Source organism: Solibacillus ferritrahens (assembly GCF_037027585.1).
Taxonomy (GTDB): domain Bacteria; phylum Bacillota; class Bacilli; order Bacillales_A; family Planococcaceae; genus Solibacillus; species Solibacillus ferritrahens.
The window spans coordinates 35,477-59,848 of the sequence record NZ_JAXCLE010000011.1 but is presented as its reverse complement, the minus strand read 5'-3'; the positions used below and the strand labels follow the sequence as shown (position 1 = coordinate 59,848).

The 24,372-nt window shown below is 38.0% G+C and carries 24 protein-coding genes and 1 other RNA gene; 18 read left to right on the top strand and 7 right to left on the bottom strand.

The window, feature by feature from the left end; translation table 11 throughout:
- Positions 1-195: 195 nt before the first annotated feature.
- From SNE38_RS12065 to SNE38_RS12010, 12 genes are all read left to right on the top strand, one after another.
- Positions 196-1,452, top strand: coding sequence for a substrate-binding domain-containing protein (locus SNE38_RS12065; protein WP_336046559.1), 1,257 nt, complete (start codon positions 196-198; stop codon positions 1,450-1,452).
- 267 nt (positions 1,453-1,719) lie between these two features.
- Entirely contained in the window at positions 1,720-2,478 is a 759-nt protein-coding gene (locus SNE38_RS12060) for an ABC transporter ATP-binding protein (RefSeq protein WP_336046558.1), read from the top strand.
- Positions 2,471-3,178 (top strand): ABC transporter ATP-binding protein, encoded by a 708-nt coding sequence (locus SNE38_RS12055; protein WP_191704595.1) that lies wholly within the window; start codon positions 2,471-2,473, stop codon positions 3,176-3,178. The genes SNE38_RS12060 and SNE38_RS12055 overlap by 8 nt, the downstream gene beginning before the upstream one ends.
- A gap of 13 nt (positions 3,179-3,191) precedes the next feature.
- A complete protein-coding gene (locus tag SNE38_RS12050) occupies positions 3,192-4,055 on the top strand; it encodes a branched-chain amino acid ABC transporter permease (protein WP_336046557.1) in 864 nt (287 codons plus the stop codon).
- Positions 4,056-4,059: 4 nt separating this feature from the next.
- Complete coding sequence (locus tag SNE38_RS12045) at positions 4,060-5,085, top strand: branched-chain amino acid ABC transporter permease (protein WP_191704597.1); 1,026 nt, start codon at positions 4,060-4,062, stop codon at positions 5,083-5,085.
- Positions 5,082-6,086, top strand: a complete 1,005-nt coding sequence (locus SNE38_RS12040) for a 3-oxoacyl-ACP synthase (protein ID WP_191704598.1) — start codon at positions 5,082-5,084, stop codon at positions 6,084-6,086. Before SNE38_RS12045 ends, SNE38_RS12040 begins: the two co-directional genes overlap by 4 nt.
- A gap of 1 nt (position 6,087) precedes the next feature.
- Positions 6,088-6,987, top strand: coding sequence for an intracellular short-chain-length polyhydroxyalkanoate depolymerase (gene phaZ, locus SNE38_RS12035; RefSeq protein WP_191704599.1), 900 nt, complete (start codon positions 6,088-6,090; stop codon positions 6,985-6,987).
- 16 nt (positions 6,988-7,003) lie between these two features.
- Positions 7,004-7,735 carry a 3-oxoacyl-ACP reductase FabG gene (fabG, locus tag SNE38_RS12030; RefSeq protein ID WP_191704600.1) on the top strand — a complete coding sequence of 244 codons (732 nt, stop codon included), beginning with the start codon at positions 7,004-7,006 and terminating at the stop codon, positions 7,733-7,735.
- Positions 7,736-7,750: 15 nt separating this feature from the next.
- The gene (locus SNE38_RS12025) at positions 7,751-9,241 is read left to right on the top strand and encodes a class I adenylate-forming enzyme family protein (protein WP_336046556.1); all 1,491 of its coding nucleotides are present in this window, start codon (positions 7,751-7,753) and stop codon (positions 9,239-9,241) included.
- 158 nt (positions 9,242-9,399) lie between these two features.
- A complete protein-coding gene (locus SNE38_RS12020; protein ID WP_191704602.1) occupies positions 9,400-11,502 on the top strand; it encodes an MMPL family transporter in 2,103 nt (700 codons plus the stop codon).
- A gap of 71 nt (positions 11,503-11,573) precedes the next feature.
- Positions 11,574-12,242, top strand: a complete 669-nt coding sequence (locus SNE38_RS12015; RefSeq protein ID WP_191704603.1) for a response regulator transcription factor — start codon at positions 11,574-11,576, stop codon at positions 12,240-12,242.
- Positions 12,239-13,609, top strand: coding sequence for a sensor histidine kinase (locus tag SNE38_RS12010; protein WP_336046555.1), 1,371 nt, complete (start codon positions 12,239-12,241; stop codon positions 13,607-13,609). Before SNE38_RS12015 ends, SNE38_RS12010 begins: the two co-directional genes overlap by 4 nt.
- 52 nt (positions 13,610-13,661) lie before the next feature.
- Here SNE38_RS12010 and SNE38_RS12005 read toward each other — a convergent pair whose 3' ends face one another.
- Positions 13,662-14,603, bottom strand: a complete 942-nt coding sequence (locus SNE38_RS12005; RefSeq protein WP_336046554.1) for a carbohydrate kinase family protein — start codon at positions 14,601-14,603, stop codon at positions 13,662-13,664.
- A 222-nt stretch (positions 14,604-14,825) separates the two neighbouring features.
- On the opposite strand from SNE38_RS12005, the gene SNE38_RS12000 reads away from it, so the two are divergent.
- Complete coding sequence (locus tag SNE38_RS12000; protein ID WP_191704606.1) at positions 14,826-15,023, top strand: hypothetical protein; 198 nt, start codon at positions 14,826-14,828, stop codon at positions 15,021-15,023.
- A gap of 220 nt (positions 15,024-15,243) precedes the next feature.
- On the opposite strand, the gene ssrS is transcribed toward SNE38_RS12000, so the two are convergent.
- The 6 genes from ssrS to SNE38_RS11970 form a co-directional block, all read right to left on the bottom strand.
- Positions 15,244-15,435: non-coding RNA, 6S RNA (gene ssrS / locus SNE38_RS11995), on the bottom strand.
- 75 nt (positions 15,436-15,510) lie between these two features.
- On the bottom strand, positions 15,511-16,224 hold the full coding sequence (locus SNE38_RS11990; protein WP_191704607.1) for a YfjL-like protein: 714 nt from the start codon (positions 16,222-16,224) through the stop codon (positions 15,511-15,513).
- Positions 16,221-16,811 (bottom strand): zf-HC2 domain-containing protein, encoded by a 591-nt coding sequence (locus SNE38_RS11985; RefSeq protein WP_191704608.1) that lies wholly within the window; start codon positions 16,809-16,811, stop codon positions 16,221-16,223. Before SNE38_RS11985 ends, SNE38_RS11990 begins: the two co-directional genes overlap by 4 nt.
- Positions 16,808-17,299 carry an RNA polymerase sigma factor gene (locus tag SNE38_RS11980; protein ID WP_191704609.1) on the bottom strand — a complete coding sequence of 164 codons (492 nt, stop codon included), beginning with the start codon at positions 17,297-17,299 and terminating at the stop codon, positions 16,808-16,810. The genes SNE38_RS11985 and SNE38_RS11980 overlap by 4 nt, the downstream gene beginning before the upstream one ends.
- A gap of 383 nt (positions 17,300-17,682) precedes the next feature.
- A complete protein-coding gene (locus tag SNE38_RS11975; protein WP_191704610.1) occupies positions 17,683-18,327 on the bottom strand; it encodes a YfbR-like 5'-deoxynucleotidase in 645 nt (214 codons plus the stop codon).
- Between the two features lie 194 nt (positions 18,328-18,521).
- Positions 18,522-18,692: a YjfB family protein gene (locus SNE38_RS11970; RefSeq protein ID WP_336046592.1), complete on the bottom strand. Its 171-nt coding sequence runs from the start codon at positions 18,690-18,692 to the stop codon at positions 18,522-18,524.
- A gap of 280 nt (positions 18,693-18,972) precedes the next feature.
- Here SNE38_RS11970 and SNE38_RS11965 point away from each other — a divergent pair, with 280 nt between their 5' ends.
- From SNE38_RS11965 to SNE38_RS11945, 5 genes are all read left to right on the top strand, one after another.
- On the top strand, positions 18,973-19,773 hold the full coding sequence (locus SNE38_RS11965) for a LysM peptidoglycan-binding domain-containing protein (protein WP_191704612.1): 801 nt from the start codon (positions 18,973-18,975) through the stop codon (positions 19,771-19,773).
- Between the two features lie 84 nt (positions 19,774-19,857).
- Positions 19,858-20,397 carry a superoxide dismutase family protein gene (locus SNE38_RS11960; RefSeq protein WP_408022379.1) on the top strand — a complete coding sequence of 180 codons (540 nt, stop codon included), beginning with the start codon at positions 19,858-19,860 and terminating at the stop codon, positions 20,395-20,397.
- Positions 20,398-20,658: 261 nt separating this feature from the next.
- Positions 20,659-21,666: a TAXI family TRAP transporter solute-binding subunit gene (locus tag SNE38_RS11955; RefSeq protein ID WP_191704613.1), complete on the top strand. Its 1,008-nt coding sequence runs from the start codon at positions 20,659-20,661 to the stop codon at positions 21,664-21,666.
- A 101-nt stretch (positions 21,667-21,767) separates the two neighbouring features.
- The gene (locus SNE38_RS11950) at positions 21,768-22,274 is read left to right on the top strand and encodes a DUF1850 domain-containing protein (RefSeq protein ID WP_191704614.1); all 507 of its coding nucleotides are present in this window, start codon (positions 21,768-21,770) and stop codon (positions 22,272-22,274) included.
- Positions 22,267-24,282, top strand: a complete 2,016-nt coding sequence (locus SNE38_RS11945) for a TRAP transporter permease (protein ID WP_191704615.1) — start codon at positions 22,267-22,269, stop codon at positions 24,280-24,282. The genes SNE38_RS11950 and SNE38_RS11945 overlap by 8 nt, the downstream gene beginning before the upstream one ends.
- Positions 24,283-24,372: the final 90 nt, after the last annotated feature.

The window sequence follows — 24,372 nt, the reverse complement described above, 5'->3', positions numbered from 1 at the left end:
TAATTTTTAGAAGAGCAATGCGCTGTTTATTGGATATCTCTTAGGTTGGGCAATGGCATAGCGACTCAAATTCTCTACGGAATTCCCCCTTTATTCCCATCCCGTTTATTGAATGTAACTCATTTGTAACTTGGCGATGTTACATTACGATTAAGCAGATAGCTATGCTGAAAATATTGCTGGGAGGGACATTGAATGAAAAAGCGTTTATGGTTAATTTTTGCGGTGTTATCGGTTTTCTTATTAGTTGCATGTAACAGTGATTCAGCAGACAGTGATGATTCATCAACTACAACTACTTCAGCTGAGCAAGGTGAGAGCAGTACAAAAGAAACGGCTGCTTCATCAGATCCGATTAAAGTTGGTGTACTTGCATCATTAACAGGAGCACTAGAATCGTACGGCAAGCAAACGAGAAATGGCTTCGAATTAGGACTTGAATATGCAACAGACGGCACGATGGAAGTGGAAGGACGTAAAATCGAAGTCGTTTGGGAAGATACAGAAACAAAGCCGGAAGTAGCGGTGCAAAAGGCAACGAAGCTATTGGAAGATGACGCGGTAGATTTTTTAGTCGGCTCTTCAAGTTCAGGTGACACATTGGCAGTACTTCCATTAGCAGAAGAGTATGAAAAGATTATGATTGTTGAACCAGCAGTAGCAGATAGTATTACAGGTTCAGAGTTTAACCCTTACATCTTTCGAACAGCGCGAAATTCATCGCAGGATGCTTATGCAGCGGCAGCGGCAATTGCAGGAGAAGGTGTAAAAATCGCGACATTTGCACCTGACTATTCATTCGGCTGGGATGGGGTATCGGCGTTTAAAGCAGCGGCTGAAAAATTAGGAGCTGACATCGTATTGGAAGAATATGCAGATCCAGCAGCAACTGACTTCACGTCCAATTTACAAAAAATTATAGAAGCGAAACCAGAGTTTCTATTCGTTGTATGGGCAGGGGCTAACTCTCCTTGGAACCAGATTGCAGATTTAAAGCTACAGGAAAAAGGGATTAAAATCTCAACTGGTGCACCTGACATTATTGCGCTTCAATTTATGGAACCTTTAGTAGGTATGGAAGGATTCTCGGTATACCACCATACATTACCAAACAATGAAGTGAACGATTGGTTAGTAGAAGAGCATAAAGCAAGATTCAACGGAGAGGTACCTGATTTGTTCACACCTGGAGGATTTACAGCGGCGGTTGCGATTGTAGAAGCACTGAAAAAATCAGGTGGGGATGCAGATGGAAATGCACTCATTCCTTTAATGGAAGGTATGTCATTTGAAACGCCAAAAGGAACGATGACATTCCGTAAAGAAGACCACCAGGCATTGCAAACGATGTACGCTATCCGACTTGAAAAGGTAAGTGAATTTGATTATCCAGTACCGGTATTAATACGCGAACTACTTCCTGAAGAAACCGAACCTCCTATTTTAAATTAGTAAATAAGTGAGGCTGTCTAAAAAGTGAAGAACTTTCAAGACAGCCTTTTGTTATAAGGGTTTCCATGGAGTTTATACGAAATGGAATGGAGGGGAGGCAGTTAAAAAACTTCCTTCATTTCCAAGTGGTTGTTGCTTCTGCGGTGGTCGCAATAAATTGCCACCATCCTCGGCGCAAAGAAACAAAGACAAACAAGTTTGACTTTGTTTCTTGCCCGCGGAAAGCGTCCGACCCGTAATGGAAATCAACTAAGAGAGGGTGAGATGATGGAACCGATTATAAAAACAAGGAATTTATCGATTAAGTTTGGCGAGCATAAAGCGGTAGATAACATTAACTTTGAAATGTCAGCTAAGCATTTTAAATCCATTATTGGACCTAATGGTGCAGGAAAAACAACTTTCTTTAATTTGATCAGTGGTGAACTGGAGCCAACAGAAGGAGATGTGTTTTTTAAAGGACTATCTCTTCGGAAAAAGTCCTCTGTTGAGCGAACTCGTTTAGGTATAGGACGATCATTTCAAATTACGAATGTATTTCCGAATTTAACGGTTCTGGAAAACGTACGCCTTGCAGTTCAGTCAAAGCGGAAAGTGCGCTTTCATATGCTCAACCACTTTCTGAAATATAAAGAGATTACGAATGAAGCGATTGGAATTTTAGAACAAGTGCTATTAACCGACAAAATGCATCAAGTAGCGAATCAGCTGTCGCATGGCGAAAAAAGAAAGCTTGAAATAGGTATGTTACTGGCACTTGATACTGAAATTTTATTACTGGATGAGCCGACAGCAGGCATGTCACTGGAAGAAGTACCTGCAATTTTAGATGTTATTCGTTCAATTAAGGAGCGCGGTGATAAAACGATTCTATTAATCGAGCACAAAATGGATATGATTATCGATTTGTCCGATTCGATTATGGTGCTGTTCAATGGTGCACTGTTAGCTGATGGAACACCTGAAGAGATTATGAACAATGAAACGGTACAACAAGCGTATTTAGGAGGCCTTGCATATGACTAATATTTTAACCTTGGAGCGTGTGGAAACGTTTATTTCACAATATCATATTTTGCAAGGTATCGATTTTGAAGCGAAAGCGGGAGAAGTATCTGTTTTATTAGGGCGAAACGGTGCCGGGAAAACGACGACACTTCGGACGATTATGGGTTTAACACCTGCATCGAAAGGTACGATTCATTTCGATGGGAAAGATATTACGAAAATGGCACCCTATGATATCGCAAATAGTGGAATTGGCTATGTGCCTGAGGATCAAGGGATTTTCGGACAGCTAACAGTAGAAGAAAATATGAAAGTGGCAATCCGAAAAGAAACCGATGCAACAATGCAAAAGCAGACATACATTTTAGAGTTATTCCCGGATTTAAAAAAATTCTGGAAAAAACAGGGCGGTAATTTATCAGGTGGTCAAAAGCAAATGCTTGCAATGGCAAGAGCGTTTGTCAATGACAGCAAGCTGCTTTTAATCGATGAACCATCAAAAGGCCTTGCACCGATTGTCATTGAGAAAGTGATGGAGGCCATTACGGAAATGAAAAAGCATACTTCGATTGTGCTAGTCGAACAGAACTTCATGATGGCCAGTAAAATCGGAGATACATTCACATTAATTGATGACGGGCGGACCGTACAGTCAGGGGAAATGCAAAATTTAATCGAAGACGAACAGCTGAAACGCAAATATTTAGGTATAGGGTAAGGAGGGGAATCAGATGGAATTATTAATCAGTTTAACAATTAACGGGCTCGCAACAGGAATGCTTATTTTCCTATTGGCTGCTGGATTAACCCTTATTTTCGGTTTGATGGATGTGCTGAATTTTGCCCATGGTGGACTGTTCGTATGGGGCGCATATACCGGTGTTTTTACTTATGCATGGAGCAATAGTTTTCTAGTTGGAATTATTGTCGCGATTCTTACGGGTCTTGTTCTAGGATTTATTACGGAAAAGCTCATTATTAAACCAGTTTATGGAAATCACGTACAGCAAATTTTAATCACACTTGGATTTATGCTCGTGCTCCAGGAAATGATTAAAGTTGTGTTCGGTCCAAATGGTGTCCCTGTTAAAGTTCCTTCTTACTTGGCAGGCAGCTGGCAAATTGGCGATTTAACAATTATTAAATACCGGATTTTTATTATCGTAGTAGGCTTTGCTTTATTTGGGGTTTTGTATTTCATTTTAAATCGTACCAAAATAGGCCTGGTCGTTCGGGCTGGTGTTATGAATCGGGAAATGACACAGGCGTTAGGTATTAATATTAAACGCGTATTTTTAATTGTCTTTATGTGTGGTGCGGCATTGGCGGCGTTGGGCGGAATGCTGATGGCTCCGTATTCAGGGGTTGTATATGCGGAAATGGGAATGGAATATGCGATTTTAGGATTTATCGTTGTAGTAATCGGCGGAATGGGGAGCTTCCAAGGTTCGTTAATGGCAGCAATTTTAGTAGGGCTTGCTGGAAGTTTCATGGCGTACTATGTCCCGTTTTTATCCGTTGCAGTCAATATGATTTTAATGGCAAGTGTACTAATTTTCCGTCCACAAGGCTTATTTACGGTTGCGAAGGGGTGATTCGATGATTAAACAGCCATTATTATTATCAAAAGTGAATGTTGTGTATGCAATAGTTGTCGGGGTCATGGCCGTATTACCGTTTGTACTGGATTCTCGAACAATGACGATTTTATTAACACAGTTTTGTATTTTTGCAATACTTGCAATGAGTTACGATATTTTACTAGGTTACACGGGTATCATTTCATTTGGTCATGCAATGTTTTTTGGGATTGGCGCCTATACGACAGCGATTATGCTTAGTGATTACGGTCCGTCAATTGGAATCTTTGCTGTTTCTATTGTTGTTGGGATTGTACTGTCGGCCATTATTAGTGTGATTAGCGGTGCACTGACATTAAGGTTAAAAAGTCACTTTTATGCAATGTTTACTCTAGCCATTTCGGGTTTGTTTTTAGTGTTAGCTGAAAAATGGCGTACGGTAACGAAAGGAAATGATGGATTTACCTTTCGTGCTCCGGAATTGTTTCGGGAGCGGTTGTATTTTTACTTTCTTGTGCTCATTTGTTTAGTTGTAGTTTTCATTTTACTGAAACGTATTGTTGCATCTCCATTTGGAAAAGTGCTTGTAGCGATTCGGGAAAATGAACAACGCACTCGTTCATTGGGCTATAAAACGCTAGGGTATAAAATTATTGCTTCAGTAATAGCGGGTGCAGTTGCGAGTTTGGCAGGGTCGCTTTATGCTATTTCGTTACGATTCGTAAATACGAGTGTCATGACGATGGATATTACACTGGATGCACTGATGATGACAATTATTGGTGGAGTTGGGACATTAATTGGGCCAATTATTGGTGCAGGGGTCATTGAATTTGCCCAACATTACTTATCAGGTCTTGCAAGAGAGTACCCGATTTTTGAACGATGGATTATTTTCTTCGGTATTTTATATATTTTAGCTGTTATTTTCTTCCCTCGAGGCATCGTAGGTACAGTTTCTTTGCGCTACCATGAATGGAAACTGAAAAAAGGGCAAAAAACAAAGGCATCTGTAAAGCTTCGTGAAAAGGAGATACAGCGATGATAGGAATAACAGGACTAGGAATGTACTTACCTGAAGGAAGAATGACTGGTGCTCAGATTGCAGTGAAAGCAAATATTCCAGTAGCGGTTGTTGAAAAGAAAATGGGTATTATTGAAAAAGTTGTAGCCGGACAGAATGATCATCCAGTCGAAATGAGTGTGAAAGCAGCAAAGGAAGCCCTCGCCGAAGCGCAAGTGGATGCCAAGGAGATTGATGTTGTGATCTATATTGGGGAAGAACATAAAGAGTACCCTTTATGGACAGCTGCCATAAAAATTCAGGAAGAAATAGGTGCAGTAAATGCATGGGCTTTTGATGTGCAGCTTCGTTGTGGTACAGCGATTATGGCGATGAAAGTGGCAAAAAGCTTAATGTTATCGGATGATTCCATCAAGACAGTGCTATTAGCTGGGGGGTACCGGAACCATGATTTCATCGATTATGAAAATGAGCGGACTCGCTTTATGTTCAATTTAGGTGCAGGTGCAGGTGCAATGATTTTGCAAAAAAATGCGGGCGGGCATGAAGTACTTGAAGCAGCCCTTATTACAGACGGCTCATTTTCTGAGGATGTTGTGGTCCCGGTAGGCGGTACAAAGGAGCCGCTAACAATTGAGCATCTTCAAGCAGGGCGTTTTATATTGGATGTACTTGATCCAGAAGGCATGAAGCTTCGGTTGGAACAAAAATCATTAAGCAATTTTTTAAAGGTAATTCGTCAATCATTGCAGAAAAGTGGATATAGTCAAGAAAATTTACATTACGTTGCGATGCTCCATATGAAAAAATCCGCACATGATTATGTATTAAAAGAGCTTGGTCTTTTAGAAGGGAATTCAATCTATTTGTCACATTACGGTCATATTGGACAAATCGATCAAATTTTATCGCTTTGTCTTGCCCGAAAAGAAGGCAAGCTTCAGGAAGGTCAAATTGTTTCATTAGTTAGTGCAGGTATAGGCTATGCATGGGGTGCTATTACAGTAAAGTGGGGGGCTTAATATGAATAAGCTGGACGTTTTGGCGAAAGTGGAATTATCAAATGGTGAAACATTATCGTATCGTAAGCGTGAAGGTGGCGATGAACTGGTTTTATTAGTGCATGGCAATATGACAAGTTCAAAGCATTGGGATTTACTGATGGAATCAATGGATGAACGATTCACAATTTATGCGGTGGATATGCGCGGCTTTGGGGGATCAACCTATAATGAACGGATTACGTCGATTAAAGATTTTAGTGATGATATTAAGCTTTTTGTTGATGTAATCGGGTTGAAGGATTTTACAATCATTGGCTGGTCAACAGGTGGTAATGTAGCGATGCAGTTTTGTGCGGATTATCCGGATTACAGTAAAAAGCTTGTGCTATTCGCATCTGGATCTACGCGTGGCTACCCGTTTTATAGTTCAAATGCAGATGGTACACCGGATTTTTCAAATCGATTAACGACGATTGAACAAATCGAGCAAGATCCTGTCAAAACAATACCGATGCAGCAAATGTATGATACAAAAAATCGTGACGGTCTAAAGTTTGTTTGGAACAGTGCGATTTATACGCACAATCAACCGGATGAGGCACGCTATGAACAATATGTGGATGATATGCTAACACAGCGCAATTTGGCAGATGTGTACCATGCATTAAATACATTTAATATAAGTGCGGTCGATAATGAAGTGACTGAAAGCACAAACCAAGTGAAAGATATTCAAATACCGATATTCATTTTATACGGTGACCGTGATTTTGTAGTGATTGAAGCAATGACAAATGAAATTATTGAAGATTTTGAGGGCCGTGCTCAAATCATGAAACTAGCAAACTGTGGACATTCACCTCTAGTTGATTGTTTAGGTGAAACAAAAGATGCAATTGAAACATTTATTTTATCGTAAAAGGGGTCGTGGAGAAATGCGTTTAGAAAATAAAGTAGCAATCATTACAGGCGGTGCCGGAGGAATTGGCTATGCAGCCGTAAAGCGTTTTTTGAAAGAAGGAGCAAAAGTGGCCGTTGTTGATTACGACAAAGAACAGGGAGAAAAAATAGCAGCAGATTTAGGCGAAAACGTTGCCTTTTTTGCAGTAGATGTTTCCAAACTGACTGAAGTTAAGCAAATGGTTGAACAAGTTGTTGCTCATTTTGGCAAAATCGATATCTTGGTAAATAATGCGGGTATTACGCGTGATGCAACGCTTGTAAAGATGAGTGAAGAGGATTTTGAAAAAGTGATTCAAATTAATCTAAACGGGGTTTATTACTGCACACAGTCGGTAGCTCCGCATATGATTGCACAAGGGTCAGGCAAAATTATCAGTACTTCATCAGTAAGTGGGGTTTACGGTAATTTTGGTCAAACAAACTATGCTGCAACTAAAGCAGCGATTATCGGTATGACGAAAACGTGGGCAAAGGAGCTTGGACGCAAAGGAATCAACGTAAATGCTGTAGCTCCTGGATTTACAGCGACGCCTATGGTAGAAAAAATGCCGGAAAAGGTATTACAGCAAATGCAAGGTATTACAAGCCTGCAGCGTTTAGGAAAACCAGAAGATATCGCAAATGCGTATTTATTTTTAGCTTCGGATGAGGCAAGTTATATTACAGGTCATGTTCTTCAAGTTGATGGCGGTATTATGATGTAGAAGGTGGGATGGCTTATGCAACAGCTAGATTTTTGGATTGCAAAACGAGCGTCCCAAACACCCGATAAAACAGCTTTAATTCAAATTGAAACGGGTGAAGCGTGGACGTATAAAGAGCTGATGCAGCATGCAGGCTGGTGGAGCAATATATTTTCCAAACAGCAGTTGCAGCAGGGGGATCGGGTAGCAACATTAATGGAAAATTCAATCGAAAGCTTTGCTATTTTAATTGCTTGCCGATTAAACGAATTAATCTATGTACCATTAAATACAAAGTTATCTATATCAGAATTACAGGCGGTTTTATCCGATTGCACGCCGGCTTTATTCATTGCTGATAATGCACATAGTGACCGCGCAGAACTGCTTTCGCCAGCCAAGCTCCTAACATGCGGTAGCTCGGAGTTAGTTGAGCCTCCTACATACAGCTGGCATGATGATCCGCAGCTACCGTGGATGATAATTTATACCGGAGGAACAACAGGAAAACCAAAAGGTGTTGTACTCTCGTATGAAGCGGTTACTGTGAATGCGATGAATACTGTCATTAGTTGGGGGTTAAATGACAAAGATTGTACATTAAATTATATGCCTCTTTTTCATACTGGCGGCATTAATGCACTTGCATTACCCATTCTTCTGGCAGGTGGAATGGTAATAATCGGTCAAAAATTTGATCCGGAAAAAGCGGTTCGTGCGGTGGATGAATATAAAACAACCCTCTCGTTATTTGTGCCGACAATGTATCAGCTTATGATTGAAACCGAATACTTTAAGAAATCCGATTTTCCTACAGTGAGAGTATTTTTATCGGGAGGGGCACCTTGTCCAAAACCAATTTATGAATGCTTTCAAAGGAAAGGGCTGTTATTTAAAGAGGGATACGGTTTAACGGAAGCAGGACCGAATAACTTTTTCATTGATGCAGAAGTTGCAATGAAGAAAAAGGGAGCCATCGGAAAAAGTATGCTTTTCAATGAAGTGAAAATTATAGATAAGGAAGGAAAGCGATGCGCGCTAGGTAAAGTTGGCGAACTATATTTAAAAGGCAGTCATGTTTTTAAACATTACTGGAATGATAAAGAAGCAACGGCTAATACTTTTGATGAGGGCTGGTTAAAAACAGGGGATTTGGCGAAAATTGATAAAGACGGCGATTATTATATCGTAGGTCGGAAAAAAGAAATGATTATATCGGGGGGGGAAAATGTTTACCCCCAGGAAGTCGAACAATGCCTAATCGCCCATGAAGCAGTACAGGAGGTATCAGTTATTGGTGTTCCGAATGAAAAGTGGGGCGAATGTGTTGTGGCATTTATAATTGTGGAAAATCCTTCAGAACAGCTTCAACACCAACTTTTCCAGTATTGTAAAGAACAACTGGCTAATTACAAAGTCCCGAAGCAAATTCATTTTCTGCAGGAATTACCGAAAACAGCCGTCGGGAAAATCGACAAAAAGCAGCTCGTCGAATATATATTAATAAAAAAACAAAATATTGTATAAACTAACTAAATACAAGATATTACAAAGACCGGAATGCTGTTAATTCAACATTTCGGTCTTTGTAATATCTTCCGAACTAAAGGATAAATTCATTTGAGTTTATATAGAGTTCATATAGTTGTTTTACAATGCAGAAGTGTGAAAAAAGGAGGAATACAATGAACAAGCTATTAAGGCCAATAACAGATTGGGTATCAACGAAACGCGGAGCATGGATTACGCTTATTGTATGGCTTGTGTTAATGATTGGTTTAAGCGCCGGTCCAATGCTAAGTGAATACAAAGTATCAAACTTCCAATCGCTGCCGGATGATGCACAGTCGATTATCGCTGAAAATAAATTAAGCGAGTACTTCCCGAACGATGAAGGTACCCCAGGTATACTAGTTTTCCATAATGAAGATGGGGAAATTAATGTAGACAGTGTAAAAGAGATTTTAAATGCAATGATTACGGAAAATATTGAAGGTATCGATCAAATTATCGACATCTCGCAATTACCGCCGCAAGCTTTAGCAGGTTTCACGTCTGAAGACAAAACGACAATGATCGTGCCAATGACGTTGGAAAAAGGTCTTGGTAATGCTGATTATGCGGAAATTAACGATTTTGCATCTGAAATTGGGAATGAAGCAGCTGAAAAAACTGGAGATACACAGTTTTATATTACAGGTCCTGCGGGGATTGCTGGAGATACAGTAAAGCTGTTTGAGCAAGCAGACTTACAATTGTTATTCGCGACAATCGGAATTATTTTAGTTTTATTAATTATTATTTATCGTTCACCGCTATTAGCAATTATTCCATTACTTGCAACGGTGATTGTTTATCAAGTAGTAAATCAGTCGGTTGCTTTAATGGGTGCAGCTGGTCTAGAAATTAATAATTCAACAACATCGATTATGAGTATTTTATTATTTGCAGCTGTAATCGATTATTCGTTATTCGTATTCTCACGTTACCGTGAAGAATTAAATCATTATGAAGATAAATATGAAGCAATGAAATACGCAATGCGTGCAACTGGTGAGCCGGTATTCTTTGCAGGTGGAACAGTGCTTGCAGCTATGCTTGTTTTATTCTTCGCGGACTTCCGTGACTATCAAAACTTCGCACCAATTTTTGGTACGGCTGTATTTGTGATCATGATTGGATCGATTACATTAGTGCCAGCGTTATTTGCGTTATTTGGACGTAAAGCATTCTGGCCAAAAGTTCCGAAATACGGTCAAGCAAAAGAAGTAAAACATGGTATTTGGGGACCGATTGCAAAGTTTGTTGTAAACAAACCTTACCTATCAGGTGGATTAGTATTAATCTTCATGTTAATTACTTCGTTTAACGTACTCAACTTAGAATATGAGTATGATACGGTAAAATCATTCCCGGAAGAATTGCCGTCACGTGTTGGTTATGAAATTGTTGAGTCGCGCTTTGATAAAGGGGAACTTGCACCGACTTCACTATTCGTTGAAAGCGAGCAACCATTAACAGAGGAACAAAAACAAGCTTTAACTGAAGCGTTATCAACAGAAGAAAATATTGCATCTGTTCGTACATCTGCTGTATCAGATGATGAAACTAAAATGAAATTATCGATGGCATTTGATGTAAGTCCATATTCACCAGAAGCGATTGAAAAGCTTGAAGATATGCGTGAAAACAGCGCAGATTATTTAGCTGCAGCTGGTATTAATGGGGAATTACTTTTTGCGGGTACGACAGCAAAATTAGTAGATGAGCGAAATGTGAATAACGATGACATCATTAAAATTGTTGTTTTAGAAACAATCTTAATTTTAGTTCTGTTATTCGTATTAACGAAATCTTGGAGAATGCCGATTTATATGATGGCAACAATTTTAGTGTCTTATTTATCGGCACTAGGACTAGGTATATTCTTAGTTGATGCATTATTTGGATATGATGCCATCAGTACACGAGTACCAGTGTATGCCTTCATATTCTTAGTAGCTTTAGGAATCGACTACAATATTATTTTAGTATCCCGATTCCTTGAAGAGCGCAAACGTATGAATGTGAAAGAGGCGCTTGAAATTGCAATCCGTAATACGGGTGGCGTAATTTCATCAGCAGGTATTATTTTAGCAGCAACTTTTGCGGCATTAATGACAATGCCGATTGCCGATTTGTTCGTCTTTGGCTTTATCGTATCTGTAGGGATTATTATTGATACATTCCTAGTACGTGGTATGCTATTACCAATGCTGATCTTAACGTTTGAAAAAGACAAAAAGTAAGGCGTAATAGATAAAAGGGAGGCATCGAGTAATTCGGTGTCTCTTTTTAGTATAAGAAGGCGGTGTAATTAATGCGGATTTTAGTTGTAGATGATGATGGATTTATACGGAAATTAATTGGTATTCATCTGAAAAAAGAAGGCTACGAAGCATTATTTGCGAGTAATGGCTTAGAGGCATTGACTATTTTACAGCAGGAATTAGTGGATTTGGCGATTGTAGATGTGATGATGCCGAAAATGGATGGCATTTCTTTGACGAAGCGCTTAACTGAAGTTGGTGTTCCGGTATTAATGTTAACCGCTAAGACAACGCTGGAAGATAAGGAAAAAGGTTTTTTGGCAGGTGCGGATGATTATATGGTAAAGCCATTTGAACCGAAAGAACTTTTATTTAGAGTGCGTGCAATTTTACGGCGTTTTCAAAAACTTGAACGTAGTCAAACAAAAATTTCTAATATGCTAATTGACCGCCAGACATTTGAAGTTAAAGTAGGGGAGCAAGTATTATTATTACCTTTAAAGGAATTTGAACTGCTAAGCATTTTAACTACGAGGCCGGAAGTGGTGTTTACGCGTGACCAGCTTATGGAGCAAGTATGGGGCTATGATTATGATGGGGATGACTTCACGCTGACAACCCATATTAAACGTTTACGAAGTCGATTGGAAGAAGTAAATGCACACGTAAAAATTCAAACAGTACGAGGCATTGGCTATAAAATAGAGGAATTAAAATGAAAACATTGTATAAGCAATATATTGTTGTAACTTTGGCCGTAATTGTTGTAAGTATTACTATGTCTATGTTGTTGATTGGTCAAATTTATCAATCACAAATTCGGCCGAATACGGATGCTAAAAATTATGAGGTAGCACAGGAAGTAAAAAATATTGTAACGACGATGCCGAGTGAAAGCTATGAAGCCTATTTTGAAGCGGTTGCCAAGCTTGGCTATCAAATTGCAGTGGTTGATCAGTCGGGAAGTGTGTCAATATACGGAAATAATTTCAACAAGGTCAAATTAAACGATAACATGCTGAATATTATTGGTTCTGATAATGTATATCACGGAATTCAGGAGTATAAAGGATCTTCTTTATTTATGGATCATTTTGCGAATGATATTCAAAATACAGTTGGGTTGGCCTTTAGCCTTAATAATGAAAATTATGCATTTTTCATTCGGCCAGCTAACGCAACGCTCTTTTCTGAAATGCATTTATTACTCGTCAGTTTTATTATTATTACTGCAGTTGTAATTCTTTTGACAATGATTTTACTCGCACGCCAGCTTGTAAGACCGTTAAAACAACTGCAAGAAGCAACCGAGCAAATTGCACAGGAAGACTATGATATTCATTTGGAAATTGATCGGAACGATGAACTCGGCCAACTTGCAACACAGTTTCAAAAGATGGCAAATCGTTTAGCGGAAAACGATCAGATTAAGAAGGATTTTATAAACAATGTATCGCATGATTTTCAATCGCCGTTACTTAATATTCAAGGGTACGCAAATGTCTTGAAAGATGCGGAGAATACTGAAGAAGAACGTGTGCAGTATTTAGAAATAATTGAGCAGGAAACGAAGCGTCTTTCAGCATTGACAAAGCAGTTGCTGCTGTTGAGCTCATTGGATCAGAAAAACCTGCCGATTGAAAAAAAGCGTTATTCGTTGGAAAAACAATTAAAGGAACGTCTGTTTTCAAAACGCTGGAAGCTGGATGATAAGCAGATGGAGCTTGTATATGAGCTGGAACCAATTGAAGTATTTGCTGATGAGCAATTATTTGAGCAAGTGTGGGATAACTTATTGTCAAATGCAATTCGATATAGTGAAGATAAGGGGAAAATTATTGTAACCTGCAGTAAAAAAGACGATGCCATAATCGTTGTTATACAGGATTACGGCATTGGAATTCCTGAGGAAGCACTGGAAAAGGTAAAGGAACGTTTTTACCGCGTTGACCCATCGCGCTCAAGCCAAAGCAGTGGTCTTGGTTTGGCAATTGTCACGGAAATTGTAAAACGTCATGAAGGGCAATTTAATATAGAGAGCAAGCTAGGGAAGGGAACAAAAGTAGAAATAATACTTCCTAATTAGCTGGTATAGAAGGTATGTTAAAGGAAAAAATTTTAGCATACCTTCTTTTTCTTTATTTTTGTAAGTCTTCTAATGCTAAAAGTGCATCAATTGCACCGACTTTTTCACAAACTTTTGAAGCGACAAAGTTGGCAAATCCAATAATGTTCACCCACTCATTAAAAGAAAGGTTCATTTCATCACGTTTACTCAGCTCATATAAAACGGCACCAACAAAAGCATCGCCAGCCCCTGTTGAATCGATACAGTTTACTGGATTTGCCGGTACAGTTGTTATTTTTCCGTTTTGTACGAGGAATGTCCCGTCAGCTCCTTGTGTAATGGCAATTGTTTTGTCGGTAAACTGATTCAGCCATTCAATTGCTTGTTCAAAGCTCTCTGCCCGGGACAATAACATTAATTCTTCATTACTCATTTTAATGAAGTAAGCTGCTTCGATAAACGGTTCGCATTTTTGAATAAACTGTTCAGTATCGTGTTTCCATAAGTCAGCACGGTAATTTGGATCGAATGAAATAAAATGATTTTGTAATAATAAAGTTTGCATTAACTGTTCGTAAGTTCTGCTAAAGGGTTCACTTAATAGAGCTGTTGCTGAACCGAAATGGATCATATCAATGGACATTAAATGTTGGAGATTGAGGTCTTCAATGCGAAGCAACTCATCAGCGCCTCGGTTAAAGATAAAATCCCGTTCGCCATCCGCCTGTCTGGATACGAAAGCTAAAGTAGTGGATGTAGTTGAATCAAATATAAGCTGGTCTGTATGAACACCTGCATGCTCTAAAGTTTGTTTCAGAAAGTGACCAAATGCATCGTCACCAACTTTTCCGCAAAAATACGCCTGTCCCCCGAGCTTGGCAATAGCAGTTGCGACATTAGCTGGAGCTCCGCCTGCTTGTTTTTCAAATGTAGTTGCTTCTATTATTGATTGCTCGGTTTGAGTTGTAAAAAAGTCGATTAATAGCTCGCCAATACATAAAATTTTCTTCATATCGGTTCCTCCAAAATGATGTCATTTTATAAATTTTGTCATAGATGAATATCAATTGTAAATATTTACCCTATTTCATGTTAAGAAAACAAAAAAGCATATTCGCATTAAATGAGAATATGCTTGATGTGACCTATTTGCTGACGGCTTTTTATTATTTAAGATATATTAGCGACAATAATTTCCATTTGTATTATGATTACTGTGAATGGAGGTATAGTTATGAGTTTAATTTTACGATTAAGTAATGGTGAAAAGATAGAGATGAAAGCAAGTCTTGAGGAATTTGAAGAAATGTATTTAAAGGATGACGGTTACTTTCATTATGGTTATATAAGATTCGTTTTAAATAATGGAAAAGAAGAGCAATCAGAACTAATATTTACAAACCACATTGTTTCCATAGAAGAAGTAAAGTGATATTCGAAGTCACAACCAATCGGGTGTGGCTTTTTATTATGCATAAAAGGCTGTGAACACATGGAATTTTACAATTTAATCGATGATGATACGCGACATAAATTAAATGTAATATTTTTGGGTTAATAAGGCCTTTTTTTATTTTTTAAATAAAATGAAAAAAGCACCTCAACCAATTTGGTTAAGATGCTGTATAAACCTTGATATGACGCTACTTATGTAAGCAGCCACATTGCCGTAGTTATTATAGAAAGTTTTAAACCACCACTCCTCAAAGTGGGTGTTCGCAAATGCTATCCTGTCTATCCTGAAGTCAAAAGAGTCCAGGCACGCCATTCCAACATCGATGTAAAACTCCCTGTATAAGTATAAAGGTTAAAACTTAATATTCGTACGTACAACGTAGCCTTATTCATATAATATAACAACTTTTTGCTATGTGCAAGAAAGTACGTTTCATAAAAAAAGTCAAATGATTTGAACCGTCTTAATGAATATCATCTATCGTAACGGGTACATTCGCCTGAAACTCTACATTGTACTTTCGTTCATAATAAATGGATGCATAGCCCTCTTTTTTGCCGTCACGGTTATCAATTTTTTCATCCATATAAATAAATACAGTATCATACTTAATATTATCTGCGTCTAACACAGATTGAATTTCTTGAACAATTTTAATAAATTCCTCTTCTGTTTCACCTTTATATAAAGGAAACTCCATTGTAATCGAAGGTGGAACGATAACATTTACAGTAGGAGTCCACTTCGTTTGAGAAAATTGATTCGGGACGTCGATAGAGTAAAATATGTTACCAACCGGGAATGTTTCTAATAAGTTTTTTACATATTGTGAACCTTGATCGCTCCAGTCATTCGATTTTGTTTCATCCCTTGAATCATAATGCATCATCTTAGCTTCAATCGTAGTTGGTACATATTTAGGACCTACTTCAAATGTATAGTTCCAATAATTAGGTTCTTCGTTGAAAGTTACATCAAAATCATAGGTATTAAATTTAAAATTAAAGGAGCCTTTTTCTACTCGAAAACTGGTATTTGGATAATGTTCGGTTAAGTATGCCTTTAACGTAGACTTAGCAATTTGTTTTGAAATGAAATTGCCGTTAAATTCGCTATAACCGAACAGTACGGAACCTGTAATAACGAGGGCCAGTAGAATTGAGAGCCACTTTTTCATATCGCATCCTCCTTTTTAAAAGCTTGAATAAGTAATTTGACCACGAGAATTCCCAGAACAGTAAAGATAGTGTGAATAAAAGCAGTAAATAGACCTCCCAAAGTAATTTCCCATAAAAGTGAAAGGGTAGAGGAGTGGTATATGATTTGGTTGGCATACCAATTCGAATAGGAGCCGAAAGAATCGATTGTCGTATAAATTGACCAAATAAACACAGGGACGAATGCCAACAATAGTGTAAGAATTGTATGACGATAAAAGTAAAATGTTACAATCCCTAAAATAAAATAAGACAAAATAAATGTTAAGCTTTCATTTAATAAGGAAGTGTTTATGGCAAAGACAAAAGAAAGAATGACGAATAAAAGCTGATAAACAGTAAGTTTTAAATGAGTGTGCTTTATCATTTTCGAAGCTGCCTTTTTAGGTGACGGTAGCGCTGGTAATTCTCCCATTGTGGCGGAAGTAAGCTTTTGGCAAGTTGGACAACTGGCTAAATGTTGCTCAATCCATTGTTTTGTTTCAGGCTGGACAAGATTTTCTTCATATAAAGGCAATAAGTCCTCGGTAATTTTACATGAATTCATAACAATTCCTCCTCTCGTTGTAGCTTAATTTTTTGCCGGTGAAAATTAACACGTACATAGTTTTCGCTTAGCTCCAGCAGCTCACCAATTTCCTTAAAACTTAGTTCACCAATAATTCGAAGCAATACAATATCCTTAAATGGAGGACCGAGCTGTTCAATCTTTGACAGGAGCCGTTTGGATTCATCTTTTAGTTCAATAATTTGTTCGGTAGTAAATAATGTTATCGAAGGTTGTGCCTCTATTTTGGATGCTAAGCTCTTTTCATAACTTTTTTTACGGTAATACTTTTTTAATAAGTTATTTGCAATATGAAAAAGCCATGTCGATAGTGCCGCTTCACCGCGATATGTATGGATCGATTTTGCTGCTTCGTAAAAAACATCCTGTGTAAGATCTTCAGCGATGGCTGAATTGGATGTTTTAATATAAAAATAAGCGTATATTTTCGGTTGCAGCTCCCGGTATATTTGTTCTAGCGCATCCACCCAGTTCACCTCACAAAATGATGGTTTATTATTATAGTACCTTCAAAATTGAATTCGTTACAAAAAAGAAAAAAAAAGAGCCTCACCATTTCCAAGAACTAGTGGGGAACATGCCCTCATTAAATAAGGGGAGATTTTACCGTTATTTGAATGATGGCGCTTATTTTTGAATAAATAAGGGAACATTTTACCGTTATTTTAAATAAAATCCCGAAATTTTATGTTTTTTAGGTCAATAACGGAAATCCCTTCCCTTATTTTTACTATTTTTTATTTTATTTTCGAAATAAGGGAAATTCATTCCTCTATTTACCTCATTACACAATTCGAGTGGTGAGTCCAAAAAAAAAAAGCCTTCCTTATAATTCGGAAGCCTTCTGTCGTTAGTCAGTATGCTGCTGTAGAATATTTTCTGTTAATAAAGCAATATCAATCACAGTTTTTTCCGTCACAACATCTGATAAAATTTCATTGCGGAAGTAAGCAACAGATACCGGTAAATTTATTAATAGGAGCTTACTTAACGCACTTTCATACATATAGACAAATTCCTTATCGGTGTTTCCACGCTTAAGTTCTGAAAATGATTCATAAAACTGATCAAGCTTATCAGAGAATTCAAGTAAACGACCTTCTATCGTCTGATCTTTACCTTCTTTCATTCGGTCAAAGAATACTTCTTGCAAATCAGATGGTATTTCTTCTAGTATAAACTTTTCCATCATTTTTTCTTCGACATGGGCAAGCATTTGTTTTAACTCGACACTCGCATGCTTGACTGGTGTTTTTATATCCCCAATAAATACTTCAGCGAAATCATGATTGATTGTTTTCTCATATAAAGATTTCCAGTCAATTTTACTGCCTGCACGTTCCTCCAATGTTGCAAAAAACATGGCATACTGAGATACCTTCCATGAATGTGCCGCTACGTTATGTTCTTCAAATTTAAACCGACCGGGACAACGAATGATGCGTTCTAAATCATTTAAACTTGTAAAAAACGTATGGATTCCTATAAGAATCACTCCTTTTAGTTGATACTTTAATTGTACTATTAGTTATACCCGAAAAATGAATTTATAAAAGTAATTTATGAAACTTTAACATGATGTTTACAGATAAAAGATAAGCAAATGGTATGTAAAAATATATTAATATGGCAAGCAAAATAGAAAAAGCGCTCATTGAAAAAAATTCAAGAGCGTTTTTTCTTTCCAGCCTAAACTTGGACGTCAATCGATTGTCCTTTATAAGGATGGGCTGCTGGAACTGTCTGAGCTTGGGGTAGTGATTCCATCATCTCAACAACAGTGGCTGCCCCCGTATTCATCGCTTTGTCAAGAATGCTCAATTGCACCGTTTGCTGTAAAGATGCAACTTGAGCTGCCATCATAGAGCTGATTTCCAAAGTAACCCCTCCTTTTCTTTATTATCGACGGAATTTAAAAATGTTGAGTTGATTGAAGTATTTGTAACATGCTTGAAAACAAAATGGCAACTTCTATATTCATCTTTGTTGTTACTCCACAAAAAAATGATAACTCTATGTATAATTCCCTTCAATATTAGTAATAATTATCCAAAAGCTCTGAAATATGCTTGTAATGGAGGGTTCATGGAAGCGACATAAAATTGCAATGTATTTGCGGTAAATTTGGAGCAGGGTGAAAATGAGTAAACTTAGTTGCAAAGAATATGGAGGGAAAAAAGATTTGAGACATAAAAACCTATTAGTATTTTTATTGGCTGGAGTAATTGCTTCAAGTGGAGTTTTTACAAATGGAGCAGCTGCTTACACAATTGAATCGGATGATACGCTTTATAGTATTAGTCAACAATTCGAGACGTCCGTCGCCGCTTTAAAAGAAATTAATAATTACCCGAATGATGTAATATATGTTGGTGATACAATGGATGTTACAATAGAAGATCCCCTATATACAATTGAACAAGGGGATACATTATATAGAATTGCATTAGAACATGATATTACGGTGGACCAATTACAGGAATGGAATGGTCTCAATTCAAATATGATTTATGCGGGCGATACACTCGCTGTTTCCGGACCTTTGGAAGAGGAAGTGGCGGCTAGTGAAGTTAAAAGTGCATCAGGAGAAGAGAGTTGGACACCGCCAGAAATAGAGACGCCGACATATTCAGGTGAAGCACCTAGTGAAGGAAAAACAATGACTGTTGAAGCAACAGCATATACTGCATATTGTGAGGGCTGTTCGGGCACAACCGCAAATGGTACAAACTTACGTGCAAATCCCCATTTAAAAGTAATAGCGGTAGACCCACGCATTATACCATTAGGGACAAAGGTTTGGGTGGAAGGTTATGGTGAAGCCATTGCTGCCGATACAGGTGGAGCAATTAAAGGCAATAAAATCGATGTATTTATCCCAAACCTAAACAATGCCTATGAATGGGGACGTCGTACAGTAACGATAAAAGTTTTAGATTAATACTGAATGAGCCACTCACTTTTGGGTGGCTTTTTGTATATTTACCCTCCTTTTTTGAAATACTAGCTTCAAGGAGGAGATATTGTGCGAATTATAATCTTATTTTTAAGTGTACTCATGTTAGGCGGATGTAACTTCTTTCAAAAAGAAAAGATACCTGTAAGTGCACCTGAAGCATTGTCGGCAAAGGCAATTATGTATGATATGAATGAAAAGTTAGTTGGTGAAATTGTTTTTACGGAGACAACTAAAGGAGTGGAACTAACAGCTATTTTAAACAGTTTGCCTCCAGGTGACCACGGAATCCATTTACATGAGTTTGGTAAATGTGAACCTCCTAAATTCGAATCAGCGGGAGCACACTTTAATCCGACCGATAAAAAGCATGGGGTGGAGAATCCTTCAGGGCCACATGTTGGTGATTTGCCGAATATAACTGCGGATGAATCAGGTGAAGTACATTTAAACTTTATAACAGCTGATTTCACACTAAAAAAAGGTGAGAAAAATTCTTTATTTGATGAAGATGGCACGTCTGTCGTCATTCATGAAAAAGCAGATGACTATAAAACAGATCCAGCCGGTAATTCGGGAGCCCGTATAGTTTGCGGGGTCGTCGAATAAATAATCTGAAATTCTATATAAAGATATATCATGTGCCAACTCGTACATGATATTTTTTTATGGGACAAATTTACTTAATATAAACATGAAATAGTTTATTAGTAAAAATACCTCGAGTGAAAAACTACATTTAACAGCATTTTTACGGTTTTTTTAGAAAAATATAATTATCGGAATAATGAGACTTTTGAAATATTAATTGACTTTTGAATATTATTCTATGTAAAATGTATCCATATTAGGTGTAAAGGGGGAATTTTTATGTTCAAATCTAAAAATATGCTATTTGTATTAGTACTAAGTGTATTTATGTTAGTGCTAGCTGCTTGTGGCAGTGATGATGAAGAGACATCTACGGATACTGGTTCTAACACTGGAGATTCAAATACAGAGGTAGATTATGGTGTTGATTACTTAAGTATTTTAACAGGTGGTACGCAAGGGACTTACTATCCATTAGGCGGTACATTTGCGGACTTAATCACAACTGAGACTGGGGTAAAAACAACTGCGGAAGTATCACAGGCTTCTGCTGCTAATATGACGGCGTTAGCTGGTGGCAAGGGAGAAATTGCCTTCGTTCAGACAGATATCGCATACTATGCAACACAAGGTACTTTAATGTTTGAAGGGCAAAAAATCGACTCTGTAGTAGCATTAGGTGCTTTATATCCGGAAACAGTTCAATTAGTAACATTAGCAGATTCAGGGATTAAATCATTTGCAGACTTAAAAGGTAAAAAAGTTTCTGTAGGTGCACCAGGTTCAGGTACTTATGCAAACGCTGAGCAATTATTAGAAATCCATGGCTTATCAATTAAAGATGATATCCAAGCGCAAAATTTAGACTTCGGTGAATCAACTGACGGTATTCAATCAGGTCAAATTGATGCAGCATTCATCACAGCTGGTTACCCAACCGGTGCTGTAGAAGCATTAAATGCAACAAATGGTGTAACTATTATACCGGTTGAAGCAGATAAAGCAAAAGAATTAATCGCGAAATACCCTTATTATGCAGTGGATAAGATCCCTTCAGGAACATATGGTTTGGAATCTGACGTTCCAGCTGTATCAGTAGGTGCGATGTTAGCAGTTAATAAAGACCTTTCGGAAGAACTAGTGTATGCCATGACTAAAGCTATTTATGACAACACGGATAAAATTGGTCATGCTAAAGGCGAGTTCATTAAAGCTGAAACAGGCTTAGACGGAATCGGTATTGAAGTTCACCCAGGTGCTCAAAAATACTTTGACGAAGTTAAGTAGTAACGAGAAACTAGGGCCTCTGTTGCAAAAAAATGCTTCAGAGGTCTTTTGTATATATACCCCTATTTAATGTAAAAGGAGTTTTGAAGCGAGGGATGTAGATGAGAAAATGGTTGTTTATAATCCTTGCTTTGCTCGGTATTGCTCTTTTGTTTGTTCCTTTTGACCGTAGCCTAACTTTTTATGAAACGCGAACTGAAAAACCGGTGCCGTTTTATTTGCCGTTAAAAAATGAGGATGTATTCCATTTGATCTTTACGCATTCCATTCACTTAACAGATGTAAAAGAGAGCTATCAAGCACTTCCAACAGACGAATTTCAATTGCTTTCAATGGAGTATTCGGATGTGGCTATTGGAATGCCGAGTTATGCAGAAGAAGGGCAAACCCTTCACTACGAAAATGGCATCTATAAACTTAAATATACGGATGCTAAATTAAAAGAATTCACGCTACATATTGGGGATGTCGACTATAAATTGAATCTCCAGCATAAAGGTAGAATTATACCTTTAAAGGAGCTTTTAATACCGGGGAAATCCTATTTAGTAAAACTTAAAAGCTTGTCTTTATATGACAAAATGAAAGGAGTCGAATTGGATGACTAATAAAACAGTGGCGGCAAATTCAGAAAACCTACATGAAGCACTTACTTTAGAACAGCAACAGCAGCTATTGGAAAAATACGATATTGAATCGAATCAGCGTAACCCGCAAAATATAATGAAGCATTTCATCTATTTTGGTTTGCTGGCATTTACATTGTTCCAAGTTTATACAGCCATTTTCGGACAATTTCCAGCGCAAATTCAGCGTACAGTGCATATAGGATTTGCCTTAACCTTTGTATTTTTATTATTCCCAGCAAGTCGTAAGCTATCAAAAAGCTCTATTCCATTTTACGATTACATTTTGGCGCTTTTTGCCATCTTTGTAGGTAGCTATTGGGTATTGAATTATGAGCGACTTGTTCAAAGTTTAGGACAGTTGGAAACATTGGATTTCATAGTGGGACTTTTGGCAATTATTATAGTATTGGAAGGGGCACGTCGAGCGGTAGGATTACCAATCGCCATTATTGCAGGAATGTTTTTACTTTACGCATTTTATGGCCCTTATATGCCGGAATTTATGGCACACCGTGGTCAAAGCTTAGATAGCATTGTTAATTTAATGTTTTTCTCTACAGATGGGATTTTAGGTACACCATTGGCAGTGTCGTCAACGTTTATTTTTGCGTTCCTTTTATTCGGAGCGTTTCTTGTAAAAACAGGTGTAGGGGAATACTTCAATGACTTGGCAATTTCAGTTGCGGGAAAGTTAGTTGGGGGTCCTGCGAAGGTAGCGATATTCTCATCTGCATTGCAAGGGACGATTTCAGGAAGCTCCGTAGCAAACGTTGTTACGTCGGGCGCGTATACAATCCCTATGATGAAACGTCTTGGGTACAATAAAAACTTCGCCGGTGCTGTAGAAGCTTCAGCATCAACAGGTGGTCAGTTGATGCCTCCGATTATGGGAGCGGCCGCGTTCTTAATGGTTGAATTTATTGGCCGTGGAGTAACGTATTGGGATATCGCCAAAGCAGCTGCTATCCCGGCAGTCTTATACTTTGCTGGTATCTGGATTATGACGCATTTTGAAGCGAAACGATTAGGCTTACGCGGTTTAACGGATGAGGAGATGCCGGACCGTTCGAATGTATTAAAGAAAATTTATTTACTTGTTCCAATCGTGTTAATCATTGTTCTGATGATGTCGGGTGTACCAGTTATTCATTCTGCACTTTACGGAATATTAGCATGTATAATTGTAGGGTTTATTAATCCTGATGTGAAATTCGGTTTCAAGGAAATTGTTGACGGTTTGGTCGATGGTGCACGTTCAGCATTGGCAGTAGCAGCTGCAACTGCATGTGCGGGTATCATTGTAGGGGTTGTTGTAAAGACTGGATTAGGACTATCACTAGCAAACAGTTTAGTTAAGCTGGCAGGTGGCAGCATTATTATTACGCTATTCTTCGTAATGATTGCATCGTTAATTTTAGGTATGGGTGCACCGACGACAGCAAACTATGTTATTACATCAACAATTGCGGCTCCGGCTATTATTGCATTATTGGCACCGGATGTACCAGCAAGTGCAGCGCCAATTATTGTAGTTTTATCAGCGCATTTCTTCGTATTCTATTTCGGAATTATCGCAGATATAACACCGCCAGTCGCACTCGCCGCCTTTGCAGCATCCGGTATCTCAGGTGGAGATCCGATTCGTACAGGTGTGAACTCTGCTAAACTGGCAATTGCAGCTTTCATTATTCCATATATGATCATTTTCTCACCGGCATTGCTTATGATTGACGTAACAGTTTGGCAAATTGGTTGGGTAGTATTTACGGCATTAATGGGTATGATTGCAATCGGTGTTGGGGTTATCGGCTATTGGTATCGTCCGGTAAATTGGATGGAACGCATTGTTTTATTGGCTGCAGGTCTAGCAATGATTTACCCAGAATCAATGTCTGATACATTAGGCTTGATTGCCTTTGGAATTATGTTTGTTATTCAATGGATGACAAAAAATAAAGAGACCACATCAAAAGTAGCGGTTTCTTAAAATATGGAAGAGCGCTTGAATACTAAATTCAGGCGCTCTTTTAATTTATCTCAAAACAAGATGGATTTAATACTAATTATGCATAAACAG

Excerpts from the sequence above, each read along its gene's own strand:
- SNE38_RS12065 (WP_336046559.1), top strand. The coding sequence starts at position 196 with ATGAAAAAGCGTTTATGGTTAATTTTTGCGGTGTTATCGGTTTTCTTA.
- SNE38_RS12060 (WP_336046558.1), top strand. The coding sequence starts at position 1,720 with ATGGAACCGATTATAAAAACAAGGAATTTATCGATTAAGTTTGGCGAG.
- SNE38_RS12055 (WP_191704595.1), top strand. The coding sequence starts at position 2,471 with ATGACTAATATTTTAACCTTGGAGCGTGTGGAAACGTTTATTTCACAA.
- SNE38_RS12050 (WP_336046557.1), top strand. The coding sequence starts at position 3,192 with ATGGAATTATTAATCAGTTTAACAATTAACGGGCTCGCAACAGGAATG.
- SNE38_RS12045 (WP_191704597.1), top strand. The coding sequence starts at position 4,060 with ATGATTAAACAGCCATTATTATTATCAAAAGTGAATGTTGTGTATGCA.
- SNE38_RS12040 (WP_191704598.1), top strand. The coding sequence starts at position 5,082 with ATGATAGGAATAACAGGACTAGGAATGTACTTACCTGAAGGAAGAATG.
- phaZ (WP_191704599.1), top strand. The coding sequence starts at position 6,088 with ATGAATAAGCTGGACGTTTTGGCGAAAGTGGAATTATCAAATGGTGAA.
- fabG (WP_191704600.1), top strand. The coding sequence starts at position 7,004 with ATGCGTTTAGAAAATAAAGTAGCAATCATTACAGGCGGTGCCGGAGGA.
- SNE38_RS12025 (WP_336046556.1), top strand. The coding sequence starts at position 7,751 with ATGCAACAGCTAGATTTTTGGATTGCAAAACGAGCGTCCCAAACACCC.
- SNE38_RS12020 (WP_191704602.1), top strand. The coding sequence starts at position 9,400 with ATGAACAAGCTATTAAGGCCAATAACAGATTGGGTATCAACGAAACGC.
- SNE38_RS12015 (WP_191704603.1), top strand. The coding sequence starts at position 11,574 with ATGCGGATTTTAGTTGTAGATGATGATGGATTTATACGGAAATTAATT.
- SNE38_RS12010 (WP_336046555.1), top strand. The coding sequence starts at position 12,239 with ATGAAAACATTGTATAAGCAATATATTGTTGTAACTTTGGCCGTAATT.
- SNE38_RS12005 (WP_336046554.1), bottom strand. The coding sequence starts at position 14,603 with ATGAAGAAAATTTTATGTATTGGCGAGCTATTAATCGACTTTTTTACA.
- SNE38_RS12000 (WP_191704606.1), top strand. The coding sequence starts at position 14,826 with ATGAGTTTAATTTTACGATTAAGTAATGGTGAAAAGATAGAGATGAAA.
- SNE38_RS11990 (WP_191704607.1), bottom strand. The coding sequence starts at position 16,224 with ATGAAAAAGTGGCTCTCAATTCTACTGGCCCTCGTTATTACAGGTTCC.
- SNE38_RS11985 (WP_191704608.1), bottom strand. The coding sequence starts at position 16,811 with ATGAATTCATGTAAAATTACCGAGGACTTATTGCCTTTATATGAAGAA.
- SNE38_RS11970 (WP_336046592.1), bottom strand. The coding sequence starts at position 18,692 with ATGGCAGCTCAAGTTGCATCTTTACAGCAAACGGTGCAATTGAGCATT.
- SNE38_RS11965 (WP_191704612.1), top strand. The coding sequence starts at position 18,973 with ATGAGTAAACTTAGTTGCAAAGAATATGGAGGGAAAAAAGATTTGAGA.
- SNE38_RS11955 (WP_191704613.1), top strand. The coding sequence starts at position 20,659 with ATGTTCAAATCTAAAAATATGCTATTTGTATTAGTACTAAGTGTATTT.
- SNE38_RS11950 (WP_191704614.1), top strand. The coding sequence starts at position 21,768 with ATGAGAAAATGGTTGTTTATAATCCTTGCTTTGCTCGGTATTGCTCTT.
- SNE38_RS11945 (WP_191704615.1), top strand. The coding sequence starts at position 22,267 with ATGACTAATAAAACAGTGGCGGCAAATTCAGAAAACCTACATGAAGCA.